19 protein-coding genes are annotated in these 13573 nt (G+C 59.8%); 16 read left to right on the plus strand and 3 right to left on the minus strand.

Annotated elements, in window-relative coordinates:
- Positions 1-48 precede the first annotated feature (48 nt).
- Positions 49-831: an SDR family NAD(P)-dependent oxidoreductase gene (locus M3P21_RS03060; protein ID WP_249706687.1), complete on the plus strand. Its 783-nt coding sequence runs from the start codon at positions 49-51 to the stop codon at positions 829-831.
- Positions 832-1013: 182 nt separating this feature from the next.
- Here the strand turns inward: M3P21_RS03060 and M3P21_RS03065 are convergent, their stop codons facing one another.
- Complete coding sequence (locus tag M3P21_RS03065; protein ID WP_249706688.1) at positions 1014-1430, minus strand: hypothetical protein; 417 nt, start codon at positions 1428-1430, stop codon at positions 1014-1016.
- 65 nt (positions 1431-1495) lie between these two features.
- On the opposite strand from M3P21_RS03065, the gene rpmC reads away from it, so the two are divergent.
- The 11 genes from rpmC to rpmD all read left to right on the plus strand — a co-directional run bounded on the left by rpmC (position 1496) and on the right by rpmD (position 5848).
- Positions 1496-1702 (plus strand): 50S ribosomal protein L29, encoded by a 207-nt coding sequence (gene rpmC, locus M3P21_RS03070; protein WP_249706689.1) that lies wholly within the window; start codon positions 1496-1498, stop codon positions 1700-1702.
- Positions 1703-1706: 4 nt separating this feature from the next.
- Entirely contained in the window at positions 1707-1937 is a 231-nt protein-coding gene (gene rpsQ / locus M3P21_RS03075; protein WP_249706690.1) for a 30S ribosomal protein S17, read from the plus strand.
- A gap of 77 nt (positions 1938-2014) precedes the next feature.
- The gene (gene rplN / locus M3P21_RS03080; RefSeq protein WP_008757934.1) at positions 2015-2383 is read left to right on the plus strand and encodes a 50S ribosomal protein L14; all 369 of its coding nucleotides are present in this window, start codon (positions 2015-2017) and stop codon (positions 2381-2383) included.
- Positions 2383-2694: a 50S ribosomal protein L24 gene (gene rplX, locus M3P21_RS03085; RefSeq protein ID WP_249706691.1), complete on the plus strand. Its 312-nt coding sequence runs from the start codon at positions 2383-2385 to the stop codon at positions 2692-2694. Before rplN ends, rplX begins: the two co-directional genes overlap by 1 nt.
- Positions 2687-3250: a 50S ribosomal protein L5 gene (gene rplE, locus M3P21_RS03090; RefSeq protein ID WP_249706692.1), complete on the plus strand. Its 564-nt coding sequence runs from the start codon at positions 2687-2689 to the stop codon at positions 3248-3250. Before rplX ends, rplE begins: the two co-directional genes overlap by 8 nt.
- A gap of 19 nt (positions 3251-3269) precedes the next feature.
- Positions 3270-3575: a 30S ribosomal protein S14 gene (rpsN, locus tag M3P21_RS03095; RefSeq protein WP_010437098.1), complete on the plus strand. Its 306-nt coding sequence runs from the start codon at positions 3270-3272 to the stop codon at positions 3573-3575.
- 13 nt (positions 3576-3588) lie between these two features.
- The gene (gene rpsH, locus M3P21_RS03100; protein ID WP_249706693.1) at positions 3589-3981 is read left to right on the plus strand and encodes a 30S ribosomal protein S8; all 393 of its coding nucleotides are present in this window, start codon (positions 3589-3591) and stop codon (positions 3979-3981) included.
- Between the two features lie 12 nt (positions 3982-3993).
- Positions 3994-4527 (plus strand): 50S ribosomal protein L6, encoded by a 534-nt coding sequence (gene rplF / locus M3P21_RS03105; RefSeq protein ID WP_249706695.1) that lies wholly within the window; start codon positions 3994-3996, stop codon positions 4525-4527.
- A gap of 11 nt (positions 4528-4538) precedes the next feature.
- Positions 4539-4898 carry a 50S ribosomal protein L18 gene (rplR, locus tag M3P21_RS03110; protein WP_249706696.1) on the plus strand — a complete coding sequence of 120 codons (360 nt, stop codon included), beginning with the start codon at positions 4539-4541 and terminating at the stop codon, positions 4896-4898.
- A 173-nt stretch (positions 4899-5071) separates the two neighbouring features.
- Positions 5072-5647: a 30S ribosomal protein S5 gene (rpsE, locus tag M3P21_RS03115; RefSeq protein ID WP_249706698.1), complete on the plus strand. Its 576-nt coding sequence runs from the start codon at positions 5072-5074 to the stop codon at positions 5645-5647.
- A gap of 12 nt (positions 5648-5659) precedes the next feature.
- Positions 5660-5848 carry a 50S ribosomal protein L30 gene (gene rpmD / locus M3P21_RS03120; RefSeq protein ID WP_090221181.1) on the plus strand — a complete coding sequence of 63 codons (189 nt, stop codon included), beginning with the start codon at positions 5660-5662 and terminating at the stop codon, positions 5846-5848.
- Positions 5849-5911: 63 nt separating this feature from the next.
- Here the strand turns inward: rpmD and M3P21_RS03125 are convergent, their stop codons facing one another.
- A complete protein-coding gene (locus M3P21_RS03125; RefSeq protein ID WP_249706700.1) occupies positions 5912-7057 on the minus strand; it encodes an adenylate/guanylate cyclase domain-containing protein in 1146 nt (381 codons plus the stop codon).
- 171 nt (positions 7058-7228) lie between these two features.
- Here M3P21_RS03125 and M3P21_RS03130 point away from each other — a divergent pair, with 171 nt between their 5' ends.
- Positions 7229-7444, plus strand: coding sequence for a DUF1127 domain-containing protein (locus tag M3P21_RS03130; RefSeq protein WP_249706702.1), 216 nt, complete (start codon positions 7229-7231; stop codon positions 7442-7444).
- Positions 7445-7521: 77 nt separating this feature from the next.
- Here the strand turns inward: M3P21_RS03130 and M3P21_RS03135 are convergent, their stop codons facing one another.
- The gene (locus tag M3P21_RS03135) at positions 7522-8307 is read right to left on the minus strand and encodes a FadR/GntR family transcriptional regulator (RefSeq protein WP_249706704.1); all 786 of its coding nucleotides are present in this window, start codon (positions 8305-8307) and stop codon (positions 7522-7524) included.
- A gap of 320 nt (positions 8308-8627) precedes the next feature.
- On the opposite strand from M3P21_RS03135, the gene M3P21_RS03140 reads away from it, so the two are divergent.
- The 3 genes from M3P21_RS03140 (at position 8628) to dld (ending at position 13572) form a co-directional block, all read left to right on the plus strand.
- The gene (locus M3P21_RS03140) at positions 8628-9677 is read left to right on the plus strand and encodes a TRAP transporter substrate-binding protein (protein ID WP_249706706.1); all 1050 of its coding nucleotides are present in this window, start codon (positions 8628-8630) and stop codon (positions 9675-9677) included.
- Positions 9678-9800: 123 nt separating this feature from the next.
- The gene (locus M3P21_RS03150) at positions 9801-11867 is read left to right on the plus strand and encodes a TRAP transporter large permease subunit (RefSeq protein WP_308445907.1); all 2067 of its coding nucleotides are present in this window, start codon (positions 9801-9803) and stop codon (positions 11865-11867) included.
- A gap of 13 nt (positions 11868-11880) precedes the next feature.
- On the plus strand, positions 11881-13572 hold the full coding sequence (gene dld, locus M3P21_RS03155) for a D-lactate dehydrogenase (protein WP_249706708.1): 1692 nt from the start codon (positions 11881-11883) through the stop codon (positions 13570-13572).
- Position 13573 lies beyond the last annotated feature (1 nt).

Here is a 13573-nt window from a genome sequence, read left to right on the forward strand (position 1 = left end):
GGTGTTTCCGCCCTATGTAGTCAAGACACGTTCCATCAGGAGAATTCCATGACCAAGACAGCGCTTGTCACCGGTGCGTCTTCCGGCATTGGCCGCGAATTCGCGCGTTATCACGCCTCGAAGGGTGGCAATGTCATCATCACCGCCCGTCGCGTCGAGCAGCTGGAGGCGCTCAAATCCGAACTGGAAGCGGCCCATGGTGTGACCGTGACCGTCATCGCGCTGGATCTGGGCGCGCCGGGTGGGGCGGCCAAGCTGCATGAGGCGGTCAAGGCCACCGGGATCAGGGTCGATTACCTGATCAACAACGCAGGCTTTGGCGGGCGCGGCGCGTTTCTGGAGCGCGAACTGTCGGAAGATCTCGACATGATCCGGTTGAATGTCGAGGCTCTGGTCTCGCTTTGCCACATGTTCGGCAACGATATGGTGGCCGCAGGTGGCGGCAAGATCCTCAATGTCAGCTCAACCGCTTCTTATATGCCCGGCCCCCTGCAGGCGACCTATTTCGCCACCAAGGCCTATGTGTCGAATTTCAGCCAGGCACTGGCCGAAGAGCTGCGCGGCAAAGGCGTGACCGTGACCGCGCTGGAGCCCGGCTATGTGCCCACCGAATTTGCCGCCCGCGCCGATCTGGAGGGCACCAAGCTGGCCTCGCAGAAAGGCATGACACCGGCGGATGTGGCCAAGATCGGCTATGACGCCATGGAGGCGGGCAAGCTGTACGTCATCAACGAGAAGTCTCTGGCCTTCACCCTGAAATGGGTCCTGCCCTTCCTGCCCCGCCGCATGAACCTGAACATGGTGCGGAAGATGCAGGAAAAGGGAGTCTGAGCCAGTGGGAGCTGGTGCGGGCGTTGTAGATGCTAGAGCTGGCCCCTCGTCTGAGAGAGGCCAGCGTGGGCAAGAGGTAACGCACGCAATCTACTCGTCGAATAGATCGTCTATGCCCTCTGGGCGCTTCTTTGAAAGACCGCGCCCCCTGGTGAAGCAAGGATGTAGCGTTCCAAGGTGACTTAGACCTGCCTCAAAATGAGCCCATCCGCCTTTCTTGCTTTTGGTTGTGTGTATTCGGGCTCCGCAATGCGGGCATTTGCTGCTTCCCGAGCTGCCAGATCTGGAGCTTCCCGCTTTCTCTGGTTTCCAATAGTAACTCTCGGGAACGTGGATAAATTTGCCGTTTCGGTAATATGAATAGCTTCTTCTTTTTCTCCACAAGTCTTTGTAGGCCTCTGATTAAAGGTTGCTGGACGATCATCTTCAAGTGGTTTATGGGCGGGAAAATTCAATGTCTGCGGGTTTAAGGATTGGGTCTCGCGGCCAAGTCCAATCTGTGGCCCAAACTTTCCCTTGCCACCCCACACCGAACCCCCTATAGAGCGGCATCTTGCGTGTCCCCCGGCCTTGTCGGGGGATTCGTTTTTATCATTCATCCACCAGGCCCAAGGTCACCCGGGCAATTCGGGGCCTTCTGGTGTTTTGAGAAAAGGAAAAGGCGATGAACGCCAACGAACTGCGTGACAAGACGCCGGACCAGCTCCGCGAGGAACTGGCCAATCTGAAAAAAGAAAGCTTCAACTTGCGCTTCCAGCAGGCCACCGGCTCGATGGAAAGCACCGCTGGCATCAAGGCAGCCCGCCGTAATGCCGCACGTGTGAAGACCATTCTGAACGAAAAGGCCGCTGCCGCGGCATCGCAGGAGTAATCAGATGCCCAAGCGTATCCTTACAGGCACCGTGACCAGCGACGCCAATGCACAGACCGTAACCGTTTCCGTCGAGCGCCGCTTTACGCACCCGGTTCTGAAAAAGACCATTCGTAAGTCCAAGAAATACCGGGCGCACGATGAGAAGAATACCTTCAAGGTAGGTGACTCGGTCCGCATCATCGAATGCGCGCCGAAATCGAAAACCAAACGTTGGGAGGTTCTGGAGGCGTAAGCCTGCAGGATTTTTCCTATTTGTCGAAACCCTGGGGGATCTAACTAGACCAGCCCCCACAGGTCGGGAGAAACCACATGATCCAGATGCAGACCAATCTGGATGTCGCTGACAACTCCGGCGCACGCCGAGTTCAGTGCATCAAGGTCCTGGGTGGTTCCAAGCGTAAATACGCCTCCGTCGGCGACATCATTGTCGTCTCGGTGAAGGAAGCCATCCCGCGCGGCCGCGTGAAGAAAGGGGACGTCCGCAAGGCCGTCGTCGTACGCACCGCCAAAGAAGTCCGTCGCGAAGACGGCACCGCGATCCGTTTCGATCGCAACGCCGCCGTCATTCTGAACAACAACAACGAGCCGGTCGGTACCCGTATCTTTGGCCCCGTTGTTCGCGAGCTGCGCGGCAAGAATTTCATGAAGATCATCTCGCTGGCTCCGGAGGTGCTCTGATGGCTGCGAAACTGAAAAAAGGCGACAAGGTCGTCGTGCTCTCCGGCAAGGACAAGGGCAAGGAAGGCACCATTGCCTCCGTTGACCCGAAAGCCGGCAAAGCTGTTGTTGATGGCCTGAACATCGCCATCCGTCACACCCGTCAGTCCCAGAGCGAACAAGGCGGCCGCCTGCCCAAGGCCCTGCCGATCGAGCTGAGCAACCTGGCCTATCTTGATGCAAACGGCAAACCGACCCGCGTTGGCTTCCGCATGGAAGGTGACAAGAAGGTCCGCTTCGCCAAGACCACGGGGGACGTGATCGATGCTTGATAACGCAACCTATACCCCGCGCCTCAAGTCCGCTTACAAGGACACCATCCGGGCCGCTCTGAAAGAAGAGTTCGGCTACAAGAACGAGATGATGATCCCCAAGCTGGACAAGATCGTTCTGAACATCGGCTGCGGTGCCGAAGCGGTCAAGGACAGCAAGAAGGCCAAGTCGGCGCAAGCAGACCTGACCGCAATTGCTGGCCAGCAGGCCGTGATCACCAAAGCGAAAAAGTCGATCGCTGGCTTCCGCGTTCGTGAGGAAATGCCGCTGGGCTCGAAAGTGACCCTGCGCGGTGACCGCATGTACGATTTCCTGGATCGCCTGGTCACCATCGCGATGCCGCGCATCCGTGACTTCCGCGGCGTGTCCGGCAGCTCTTTCGACGGTCGTGGCAACTATGCCATGGGCATCAAAGAGCACATCGTGTTCCCCGAGATCGATTTCGACAAGGTCGATGAGGCCTGGGGCATGGACATCGTAATTGGCACCACAGCGAAAACCGACGCTGAAGCAAAGGCACTGTTGAAAGCATTCAACATGCCCTTCAACAGCTGAAGCGCGGGAAGGAAAAGACATGGCTAAGAAAGCAATGATCGAACGCGAAAAGAAGCGCGAGCGCCTGGTGGCCAAATACGCTGCCAAACGTGCCGAGCTCAAAGAGATCGCGAATGACGAAAGCAAGCCGATGGAAGAGCGTTTCAAAGCGCGTCTGAAACTGGCGAAACTGCCGCGCAACAGCTCGGCGACCCGTCTTCACAACCGCTGCCAGCTCACCGGCCGTCCCCACGCTTACTACCGTAAGCTGAAGGTCAGCCGTATTGCGCTGCGCGAGCTGGGCTCTGCTGGTCAGATCCCCGGCATGGTGAAATCGAGCTGGTAAGGGAGAGAATGATATGAACGATCCTATCGGCGATATGCTCACCCGTATCCGCAACGCGCAAATGCGCGGCAAATCCACTGTGAACACTCCGGCGTCGAAACTGCGCGCCTGGGTTCTGGACGTGCTGGCGGACGAAGGTTACATCCGTGGCTATGAAAGCATGACTGGTGAAAACGGTCATCCGGCCATCGAAATCAGCCTGAAGTACTACGAAGGCACCCCTGTCATTCGCGAGATCAAGCGGGTTTCCAAACCCGGTCGCCGCGTCTACATGGGCGTCAATGACATCCCGCAGGTCCGTCAGGGTCTGGGCGTGTCGATTGTCAGCACTCCGAAAGGTGTGATGTCGGACCAGAACGCTCGCTCCAACAATGTTGGCGGCGAAGTGCTCTGCACCGTCTTCTAAGGAGGTCTGTCAATGTCTCGTATTGGTAAGAAACCGGTCGAGCTGCCTAGTGGCGTTTCCGCTGCTGTGTCGGGTCAGACCATCGAAGTGAAGGGCCCCAAGGGCACCCGCAGCTTCACCGCGACCGACGACGTTACCCTCAATGTTGAGGACAATGTCGTCACCATCGTGCCGCGCGGCAAATCCAAGCGCGCACGCCAGCAGTGGGGCATGTCCCGCACCGTGGTGGCCAATCTGGTGACCGGCGTGACCGCCGGTTTCAAGAAAGAGCTGGAAATCCAGGGTGTGGGTTACCGGGCACAGATGCAGGGCAACACCCTGAAGCTGAACCTGGGCCTTAGCCACGACGTTGATTACGTGGCGCCCGAAGGTGTCACCGTAACGGCGCCGAAGCAGACCGAGATTGTTGTCGAAGGTATCGACGAACAGCAGGTCGGTCAGGTCGCAGCGGAGATCCGCGCCTGGCGTAAGCCCGAGCCCTACAAAGGCAAAGGCATTCGCTACAAGGGCGAGTTCATCTTCCGCAAGGAAGGCAAGAAGAAGTAAGGACGCAAACAATGGCAAACAGCAAAAGAACCCTGTTTCTGAAGCGCCGCCTGCGCGTTCGGAACAAACTTCGCAAGGTCAACGCGGGTCGTCCGCGGCTGTCCGTGCACCGGTCGAACAAGAACATCTCTGTTCAACTGATCGACGACGTGCGTGGCGTGACCCTGGCCTCGGCCTCGACCCTGGAAAAAGATCTGGGTCTGGCTGGCAAGAACAACGTCGAAGCGGCCACCAAGGTGGGCGCGGTCATCGCCGAGCGTGCCAAGAAGGCAGGCGTCGAAGAGGCCTATTTCGATCGTGGCGGCTTCCTGTTCCACGGCAAGGTGAAGGCTCTGGCCGACGCTGCGCGTGAAGGTGGTCTGAAGATCTAAGGCCAAGCGCATCCCGAAAAGTGGGAACCGGTTTTCGGATCAAGATGCGCGATACTTAAGATGGAGGGCAGCTTTGCGGCTGCCCCGATGATCCGGGGGCCCTGGCGACAGTCGGGGCCCACCTGGATTGAACAATCGGCGCCGAAATGCGCCACCAATGAAAGGGATGCCAAATGGCAGAACGTGATAATCGCCGGGGACGTGGTCGTGACCGCGACGAAACTCCGGAATTTGCAGATCGCCTGGTCGCGATCAACCGTGTTTCGAAAACCGTAAAAGGTGGTAAGCGCTTTGGCTTCGCCGCTCTGGTGGTTGTCGGCGATCAGAAAGGCCGCGTGGGCTTTGGCAAGGGTAAGGCGAAAGAAGTGCCCGAGGCCATCCGCAAGGCAACTGAACAAGCCAAGCGTCAGATGATCCGCGTGCAACTGCGCGAAGGCCGCACCCTGCACCACGATATCGAAGGCCGTCACGGCGCCGGTAAAGTGATCATGCGGACCGCACCCGAAGGTACCGGAATCATCGCCGGTGGCCCGATGCGTGCCGTGTTCGAAATGCTGGGTATCAAGGACGTTGTATCCAAGTCGGTCGGTTCGCAGAACCCCTACAACATGATCCGCGCAACCATGAACGGCCTGACCAAAGAGCAGAGCCCGCGTTCGGTTGCCCAGCGTCGTGGCAAGAAGGTTGCCGACATCCTGCCCAAGCGGGACGAAGCACCGGCTGCTGCCTCTGAAGCCGCAGAAGCGTAAGGAGACGGAAACATGGCAAAAACCATCGTCGTCAAGCAGATCGGTTCCCCGATCCGCCGTCCCGCCGACCAGCGCGCAACGCTGATTGGTCTGGGTCTGAACAAGATGCACAAGACCCGCGAGCTGGAGGACACTCCCAGCGTCCGCGGCATGATCAACAAGATCCCGCATATGGTCGAGATCATCGAAGAACGCGATTGATCGACGGGGTGAAACCCCGTTCCAAGACACATGAAAACGCCCTCGGTCCTCCGGGGGCGTTTTTCATTCTGAAGGCGTGTAAATCTCCTGTGGGCTTGTAACGCCCTTTAGCATCACGCGCTCTGTCCTTGCCGTGGGTGTCCTGACCCGCTCGGCGATCTCGCGGGACATCAGAACCGGTTGGCCCAGCCCGGCACACAGGCTTTCGATCCGGGCCGCGATGTTCACCGCCTGTCCCAGCACCGTGAAATCCAGCCGTTCTTCTGCGCCGATATTGCCATAGAGCACCTGCCCGAAATGCAACCCCGTCCCGAACGAAAGCGGCAAGGGCGGATCGAGGCGGGCGGCTGCGTCAATTGCCGCAAGGGCCGCATCCAGCGCCGATTGGCAAGCCTGTTCGGCATTCCCGGCATCAGGAAACACCGCCAATACCCCATCACCCAGAAACTTCAGGATTTCGCCGCCATGATCCGATACCGCCCGGTCGAGCAATTCGAAATACCGGTTGGCCATGGCGAGCAGCTCCGGCGGGGCGAGCCGTGCGCTCCAGCCGGTCCAGTCGCGAATGTCGCTGACCAGTATCGCGGCGTCGATGGTTTCGATATCGCCACGCGTGATCTGGCCGGACAGCACCCGCTGCCCGGTGCGCGGCCCCAGATAGGCCTCGGCGATGGCCGTGGACAGGTTCTGCAGCCGGAACACTTCGGCGATCGGGGTCAGCGCGGTGGCGACCGAATTCAGGCGCGAAAGATCGTCATCAGAGAACCCCTCCGCCGCGTCGGTAACAAAAATGGCGATACCGTTGCTGCCCGAAGAAAAGGGCAGACGCAGGCCGAAGTAATCCGTCGCCCCCCTTTGCCTCAACTCATGAAAGACAGCATGATCCGAGGCGGTGAGCGTATCCAGCCTTCGCCGCAAGGGGTGGTCGGAGTTGTTGAGCTGTGCCATCGGGCTGCCGATATACCCGCTGCGCTGTTCCAGCCCATGTGCGGCTTGCAGCGGCGTGGTGGCCGCGCCGTCGCGTTCCCAGACAGCGCTGACGGCAGTGACCAGCGGATGCACCGTTCGCATCGAATAGCGCACCCGCCAGAGCGGCGCGCCCTGCGCCAGCAGACGCGGACCCAGCGCGCCCACGACGGCGGCCAGCGTCGGCAGCCGCCGCCCGTCTTCCAGCAACCACCGAATGACCGGTGCTTCATTCCAACTCATCCAACCCACCTCCGGGTTCCAAACTCCATGCAATGCCATGCAGCAGATGCATAACGGCCAGTCCCGAACATCGCTTGCTGGAACAGGCCGGGGTACCTAAATGACCGCTATCGGTAACAAACCAGAAACTTTGTCAGGAAATTCGTCCTGACGCACTGAAAGGAACACAATATGGCACATACACTGACACATGCCGCCGCCCCTATCGGAATTTTCGCACGCCTGCGCTCGCTTTTTGAAGAAGCGAAAGAGGCCCGCGCCCGCCGCACGCTTTATGTCCAGACCGTCAAGGAACTGGAACGGCTGACCGACCGCGAACTCGCCGATATCGGCCTGGCCCGCTGCAACATCGCTGAAACTGTGGATCGTCACGTTTTCGGTCACTGAATTCGACTGCACCGCCACTCACGCGAAAGAGCCCTCGGTCCTCCGGGGGCGTTTTTCGTTGCGCTGGTCGGGTTGCCTTAGCCCGACAGAAGCCGGCGCTTTTCGGCCATCGCCTCGCGTTGCGAGCGTTCGATGCCGGTGCGGAACGAATCCTCGACAAAGTCGAGATGTGCCAGCGCGGCCTTTTCGGCCCGTTCCGCATCGCCGTCGATCACCGCCTGACCCAGTTCGAGATGCTGTTCCAGCAGCCGCTTGCCGGTGCCGTCGATGGATTTGAGGTAGGCGCGGTTGTAGAACACGCCCTGCCGGGTCAGATGGTAGATCGAGGCCATGATGTGGATCAGCGTGGCGTTCTGGCTGGCATCGACAATCGCGGAATGCAGTTGATAATCCGCCTCGCGTGAGCTGTCGGGATCATTCTCTTCCCAGGCGCGCTGCAGCCGGTCGAGGATTTCGGTGATCCGTTCCTTGTCGGCCTTGGTGGCACGTTGTGCGGCAAGCCGGGCGGCAAAACCTTCCTGCTCGCGGCGGTATTCCAGATAGTCGAAGAAGGCCGGTTCGTGACGACCGTAGAGGTCCAGCAGCGCGGGCATCATCGCCTGGCCGGTCAGGGGCGCGATAAAGCTGCCTTCGCCATGGCGCGTTGTGACCAGCCCGCGCTCTTCCAGCGCTTGCAGCGCATCGCGGAGCTTGGGGCGCGAGACATTGAGCGTTTCGGCCAGCTCCCGCTCCGAGGGCAGTTTGCGGCCCTGTTTCAGGATTCCGGCGGCGATCAGACCCTCGATCTGAGAGATCACGGCCTCAGAGACCGATTCGTGATCAATCGGCTCGAAGAGGGATGTTGGGGTCAGTTTGCTGGGCATGGTTTGCCTCCGGTGTCCCTATGCTTGGTAAAGTATATTAACCTCAAGGGTTACAATTTCAATCAAAACATCTTGTCACATACGGCGGCGTAACTCTCTGAAAATTATCTGAAAGCTACCACATTAAGCGTACGAGCCAAAACTCCCTTGCAATGGCAAACGTGTGAAACCCGGTCGATTTACCGGCCGAAGAGATGTCAAGTGGTAAATAAAATTGTTGACTTAACGTAGTGGTAAAAATTATGAACCACTATAAGGCGCAGGAAATCCCGGCGCTCTGACCAGGGACGGAACCGTCCAAAACTGTTGGAGGAGACATCATGAAAAACGTTCTGACCGGATTGGCCGTGGCGGCCAGCCTGATGGCAGGCCCCGCCATTGCAGCCGACAAGATGCTGCTGAAAACCCCGATCGCGTTCTCGACCGCGTTGCCGGGTCTGGGGTCGCCCATTCCGCGTGTGGCCGAGCAACTGGACCTGATGTCGGGCGGCACGCTGAAAATGAAAGTTTACGAGCCGGGCAAACTGGTGCCGCCGTTCGAGATCCTCGATGCCGTGTCGTCGGGCAAGATCAACTCGGGCTACACCACTGCGGGTTACTGGGCGGGCAAAATCCCGGCCGCGCCGCTGTTTTCCGCCGTGCCCTTCGGCCCGGAAGCGGGCGAATACATGGCGTGGCTCTACTATGGCAACGGCATGAGCCTGTATCAGGAGATGTATGATCAAGCGGGTTTCAACGTCAAAGTCATCCCCTGCGCGATCATCGCCCCCGAAACTTCGGGCTGGTTCGCCACCGAGATCAATTCGCCCGATGACCTGAGCGGGCTGAAAATGCGCTTCTTCGGTCTGGGCGGCAAAGTGATGCAAAAGCTGGGCGTCGCGACCTCGCTGCTGCCCGGCGGTGAGATCTTCCCGGCGCTGGAAAAAGGCGCGATCGACGCAACCGAGTTCTCGATGCCGGCCATCGACGCGCGTCTTGGCTTCCACAAGCTGGTCAAGTTCAACTACTTCCCGGGCTGGCACCAGCAGGCGACCGTGTTTGAACTGCTGATCAACAAGGATGCCTGGAACGATGCCTCGGAACAGCATCAGGCCATCATCGAAAATGCCTGCAAGGCGTCCATGGCCGACAGTTTTGCCGAAGGCGAGGCGATCCAGCATGCGGCCCTGATTGACAATGTTGAAAACAACGGCGTCGAGATCAAGCAGTGGAACGAAGACATGCTGACCACCTTCCGCGCCACCTGGGACGAGGTCGCCGCCGAAGAAGCCGCCAATGACGCCTTCTTCGCCAAGGTGCTGGGCGACATGACCGAATTCCGCGAGGGCTACGCGGTCTGGAAAGAAAACGCCTTCCTCCCGCGCAAGTAATTCTACCTGCGCATCCCGGGAGCGGTGCTGAGTTTTCGCACCGCTCCCACCCTGATTTTCGCAATTTTGCAGACCCGTTTGCCGCATTCCCGGCCCGAACCGTCATGCCCTGAGGAGGAGACCATGTCACAGAAGCTGCGCACACCGGATGATCCGATTGAAGTCTATGAGACGCTGCTGGAGCACCCGGATGTCGACAACCAGAAACTGGCCACCGGCATCGACAGGACCATCAAGGGCATCGGCAATGTGGTCATGTGGGCCAACCTGTTGCTGGTGGCGGCCATCGTGTCTCAGGTGGCGATGCGCTATCTGCTGAACCAGAACTACCCGAAGCTGGACGAGATTCAGTGGCATTTCTACGGGCTGGTTACCATGATCGGCATCTCTTATGCGCTGGTCACCGACAGCCATGTGCGTGTCGACGTGCTGCACATGCAGCTCAGCCGCCGCGCGCAGCGCATCATCGAGGTGGTGGGCATCCTGACCCTGCTGGCGCCGTTCATCTATCTGATGATCGATCAGGGCTATGATTATTTCTACGAAAGCTGGCGCGTCAATGAACGCTCTGACAGCCCCACCGGTCTGGCGGCGCGCTGGGCGCTCAAGGCGGTGATCCCGGTCAGCTTTGTCTTGCTGGGTTTTGCTGCGCTGGCCCGACTGATCCATGATGCCCATGCCCTGCTGCTTGGCCCCGAGGCGGAACGCACCGGATCCGGCCTGCGGTTGATATTCTGGGCGCTGTTCGGGTTCGCGGTGGCGGCAACGGCGCTGACCTTCCTGGTGGAAACGACCGAGGAAAAGCTGGTCATCGTGATGTTCCTGACCTTCATCGCGCTGCTCTTCACCGGCTTCCCTGTGGCCTGGGCACTGGCCGGGGTCGGCGTTGCCTTTTGCGGGCTGGCCTATCTGTTCGACAACGGCATGATGAACTGGACCGGCATGGAAGAGACCCTGACCGGGCTGGATTACCTGACCCTTGGCGCGGTGGTGAACCGGGTCTATGCGACCATGTCGAACGCGGTTCTGGTGGCGCTGCCGATGTTCATCTTCATGGGGCTGATGCTGGACGAATCCGGCGTGGCCGAGCGGCTGATGACCTCGATGCAAAGGCTCTTTGGCACGGTGCGTGGCGGGTTGGCGATCACCGTGACGATGATCGGCATCATTCTGGCCGCCTCCACCGGGATTATCGGCGCGTCGATCGTGCTGCTGGGCGTACTGTCGCTGCCGTCGATGATGGAACAGAAATACGCCCCGACGCTCGCCGCGGGTGTGGTCTCGGCCTCTGGCACGCTGGGCATTCTTATTCCGCCCTCGATCATGCTGGTGATCATGGCTGATCAGATGGCGCTGTCGGTAGGTGATCTGTTCATGGCAGCGGTGTTTCCGGGTGTCATCATCGGCGGTCTTTACCTGACCTATATATTCATCATCGCGCTGATCAAACGCGACGTGGCCCCGGTGCCCGAAGGCGCGACACGCCCCGACTGGGCCGCCGTCAAGGACGTGATGATCGCGGTTCTGCCGACATTGGCGCTGATCCTCGCGGTGCTGGGTTCGATCTTCGCGGGTCTGACGACACCCACCGAAGCCTCGGGCGTTGGTGCTTTGGGCGCGACCCTGCTGGCCATCGGGTATCGCAAGCTGACACTGGCGAAGCTGGTCAACGTGCTCAAGGCGACCTTCAACACCACCGCCTATATCTTTGCGATCTTCCTGGGCGCGACGGTGTTTTCCTACGTGCTGCGCGAGTTGGGCGGCGACGAGCTGATCGAGGACATGATCACCGGCACCGGTTTTGGCCCCAATGGCACCGTCTTCATGATCCTGTTCATCGTGTTCCTGCTGGGCTTCGTGCTGGACTGGATCGAGATCACGCTGATCGTGTTGCCGCTGATGCGTCCGATCGTGAACGGGTTGGGCATGGATATTCCGGGTTTTGACGCAATCGACGAGCCGTCGCTGGTCTGGTTCGTGATCCTTGTGGCAGTCACGCTGCAGACCTCGTTCCTGACCCCGCCGGTTGGATTTGCGCTGTTCTACCTGAAAGGCGTCTGCCCGCCCGAGATCAAGCTGTCGCATATCTACAAGGGCATCATCCCTTTCGTGCTGCTGCAACTGACCGGTCTGGCACTAGTCTTCCTGTGGCCCGCGCTGGCGACCTGGCTGCCCTCCGTGGCCTACTGAGAGGGGGGCTGACATGGATGACGCAACCCTCATCTCTGCCTTCCGCGACATCGTGGGACGGCGCCATGTGCTGACCGGCGCGCGCGCAACCGAGCGGTTCCGCAAGGGGTTCCGCTCGGGCGAGGGCGAAGCGCTCTGCGTTATTCAGCCCGGCACCCTGCTGGAGCAGTGGAAGGTTTTGCAGGCCTGCGTCGCGGCGGACAAGATCGTGATCATGCAGGCCGCCAATACTGGCCTGACCGAGGGGTCCACCCCCTCGGGGTGCTATGACCGCGACGTGGTGCTGATCAACACCCGCCGCATGGACCGGATCAAGGTGCTGGGGCAGGGCGAACAGGTCATCGGTTTTCCGGGCTCGACGCTTTTTGCGCTGGAAAAGCTGCTGGACCCGCTGGGGCGCGAACCGCATTCGGTGATCGGATCATCCTGCATCGGGGCCTCGATCGTGGGCGGGGTGTGCAACAATTCCGGCGGCTCACTGGTTGAACGCGGCCCGTCCTATACGGAAATGTCGCTTTTTGCGCAGATCGACGCGCAGGGGCAGCTGAGCCTCGTGAACCATCTGGGCATCGACCTTGGCGACACGCCGGAAGACATCCTGACCCGTCTGGAAACCGGCGATTTCAACCATGATCCTTCTGCCAGCAACCGCAAGGCCTCGGCCTCGGATTACGCCGATCAGGTGCGCAAGGTGGATGCCGACACGCCCGCGCGCTTCAATGCCGACAAGCGCCGCCTCTATGAGGCGTCGGGCTGCGCGGGCAAGCTGGGTGTCTTTGCCGTGCGGCTGGATACCTACGCCAAACCCGACCGGCAAAAGACCTACTATATCGGCACCAATGATGTGGCCGACCTGACCGAGCTGCGCCGCCACATGCTGGCCGATTTCGACAACCTGCCGGTTTCCGCCGAATATATGGAGCGTGAAGCTTTCGACATCACCGCCCGCTACGGCAAGGACACGGTGATGATGATCGACTGGCTGGGCACCGACCTGCTGCCCACCTTCTTTGCGCTGAAAGGCGCGGTGGATGCACGGCTGCGCAATGTGCCGGGGTTGGCGAGTTTTACCGACCGATTCATGCAGCTTTTTTCCCGGTTGACGCCACAGGTTCTGCCAAAGCGCATCCGGTGCTTTCGCGACCGCTACCGCCATCACCTGATCCTCAAGATGCGCGATGACGGCATTGACGAGGCGGCGAGCTTTCTGACCTCATTCCTTGCCGGGCGCGATGGCGGGTTCTTTGAATGCACCGACCGCGAAGCCAAACTCGCGGCGCTGCAACGCTTTGCCGCTGCCGGGGCCGCCGTTCGTTACATGGCGATCCACAAGAATGAGGTTGCCGATATCATCCCGCTCGATATCGCGCTGCGGCGCAATGATCGTGACTGGTACGAACAGCTCCCGCCCGAGATCGAAGGGCAATTGGTGGCCAAGCTTTATTACGGCCATTTCATGTGCCACGTGCTGCATCAGGACTATGTCGTGCGTAAAGGGGCCGACGCCAAGGCGCTCAAGGCGCGGATGCTGGAAATCCTCGACCAGCGCGGCGCGGAATACCCTGCCGAGCATAATGTCGGCCATCTCTATCCTGCCAAGCCCGATCTGGCCGCGTTCTACAAAGGCTGCGACCCGACCAATTCCTTCAACCCCGGTATCGGCAAGATGTCAAAGGCCCGCAACTACGCCGAAGACGCGATCTGAG

The organism is Ruegeria spongiae (assembly GCF_023502395.1).
GTDB classification, from domain to species: Bacteria; Pseudomonadota; Alphaproteobacteria; order Rhodobacterales; family Rhodobacteraceae; genus Ruegeria_C; species Ruegeria_C spongiae.

What these genes read in the sequence shown, in the direction of transcription:
- M3P21_RS03060 (WP_249706687.1), top strand. Translation starts at nt 49, where the DNA reads ATGACCAAGACAGCGCTTGTCACCGGTGCGTCTTCCGGCATTGGCCGC.
- M3P21_RS03065 (WP_249706688.1), bottom strand. Translation starts at nt 1,430, where the DNA reads ATGAATGATAAAAACGAATCCCCCGACAAGGCCGGGGGACACGCAAGA.
- rpmC (WP_249706689.1), top strand. Translation starts at nt 1,496, where the DNA reads ATGAACGCCAACGAACTGCGTGACAAGACGCCGGACCAGCTCCGCGAG.
- rpsQ (WP_249706690.1), top strand. Translation starts at nt 1,707, where the DNA reads ATGCCCAAGCGTATCCTTACAGGCACCGTGACCAGCGACGCCAATGCA.
- rplN (WP_008757934.1), top strand. Translation starts at nt 2,015, where the DNA reads ATGATCCAGATGCAGACCAATCTGGATGTCGCTGACAACTCCGGCGCA.
- rplX (WP_249706691.1), top strand. Translation starts at nt 2,383, where the DNA reads ATGGCTGCGAAACTGAAAAAAGGCGACAAGGTCGTCGTGCTCTCCGGC.
- rplE (WP_249706692.1), top strand. Translation starts at nt 2,687, where the DNA reads ATGCTTGATAACGCAACCTATACCCCGCGCCTCAAGTCCGCTTACAAG.
- rpsN (WP_010437098.1), top strand. Translation starts at nt 3,270, where the DNA reads ATGGCTAAGAAAGCAATGATCGAACGCGAAAAGAAGCGCGAGCGCCTG.
- rpsH (WP_249706693.1), top strand. Translation starts at nt 3,589, where the DNA reads ATGAACGATCCTATCGGCGATATGCTCACCCGTATCCGCAACGCGCAA.
- rplF (WP_249706695.1), top strand. Translation starts at nt 3,994, where the DNA reads ATGTCTCGTATTGGTAAGAAACCGGTCGAGCTGCCTAGTGGCGTTTCC.
- rplR (WP_249706696.1), top strand. Translation starts at nt 4,539, where the DNA reads ATGGCAAACAGCAAAAGAACCCTGTTTCTGAAGCGCCGCCTGCGCGTT.
- rpsE (WP_249706698.1), top strand. Translation starts at nt 5,072, where the DNA reads ATGGCAGAACGTGATAATCGCCGGGGACGTGGTCGTGACCGCGACGAA.
- rpmD (WP_090221181.1), top strand. Translation starts at nt 5,660, where the DNA reads ATGGCAAAAACCATCGTCGTCAAGCAGATCGGTTCCCCGATCCGCCGT.
- M3P21_RS03125 (WP_249706700.1), bottom strand. Translation starts at nt 7,057, where the DNA reads ATGAGTTGGAATGAAGCACCGGTCATTCGGTGGTTGCTGGAAGACGGG.
- M3P21_RS03130 (WP_249706702.1), top strand. Translation starts at nt 7,229, where the DNA reads ATGGCACATACACTGACACATGCCGCCGCCCCTATCGGAATTTTCGCA.
- M3P21_RS03135 (WP_249706704.1), bottom strand. Translation starts at nt 8,307, where the DNA reads ATGCCCAGCAAACTGACCCCAACATCCCTCTTCGAGCCGATTGATCAC.
- M3P21_RS03140 (WP_249706706.1), top strand. Translation starts at nt 8,628, where the DNA reads ATGAAAAACGTTCTGACCGGATTGGCCGTGGCGGCCAGCCTGATGGCA.
- M3P21_RS03150 (WP_308445907.1), top strand. Translation starts at nt 9,801, where the DNA reads ATGTCACAGAAGCTGCGCACACCGGATGATCCGATTGAAGTCTATGAG.
- dld (WP_249706708.1), top strand. Translation starts at nt 11,881, where the DNA reads ATGGATGACGCAACCCTCATCTCTGCCTTCCGCGACATCGTGGGACGG.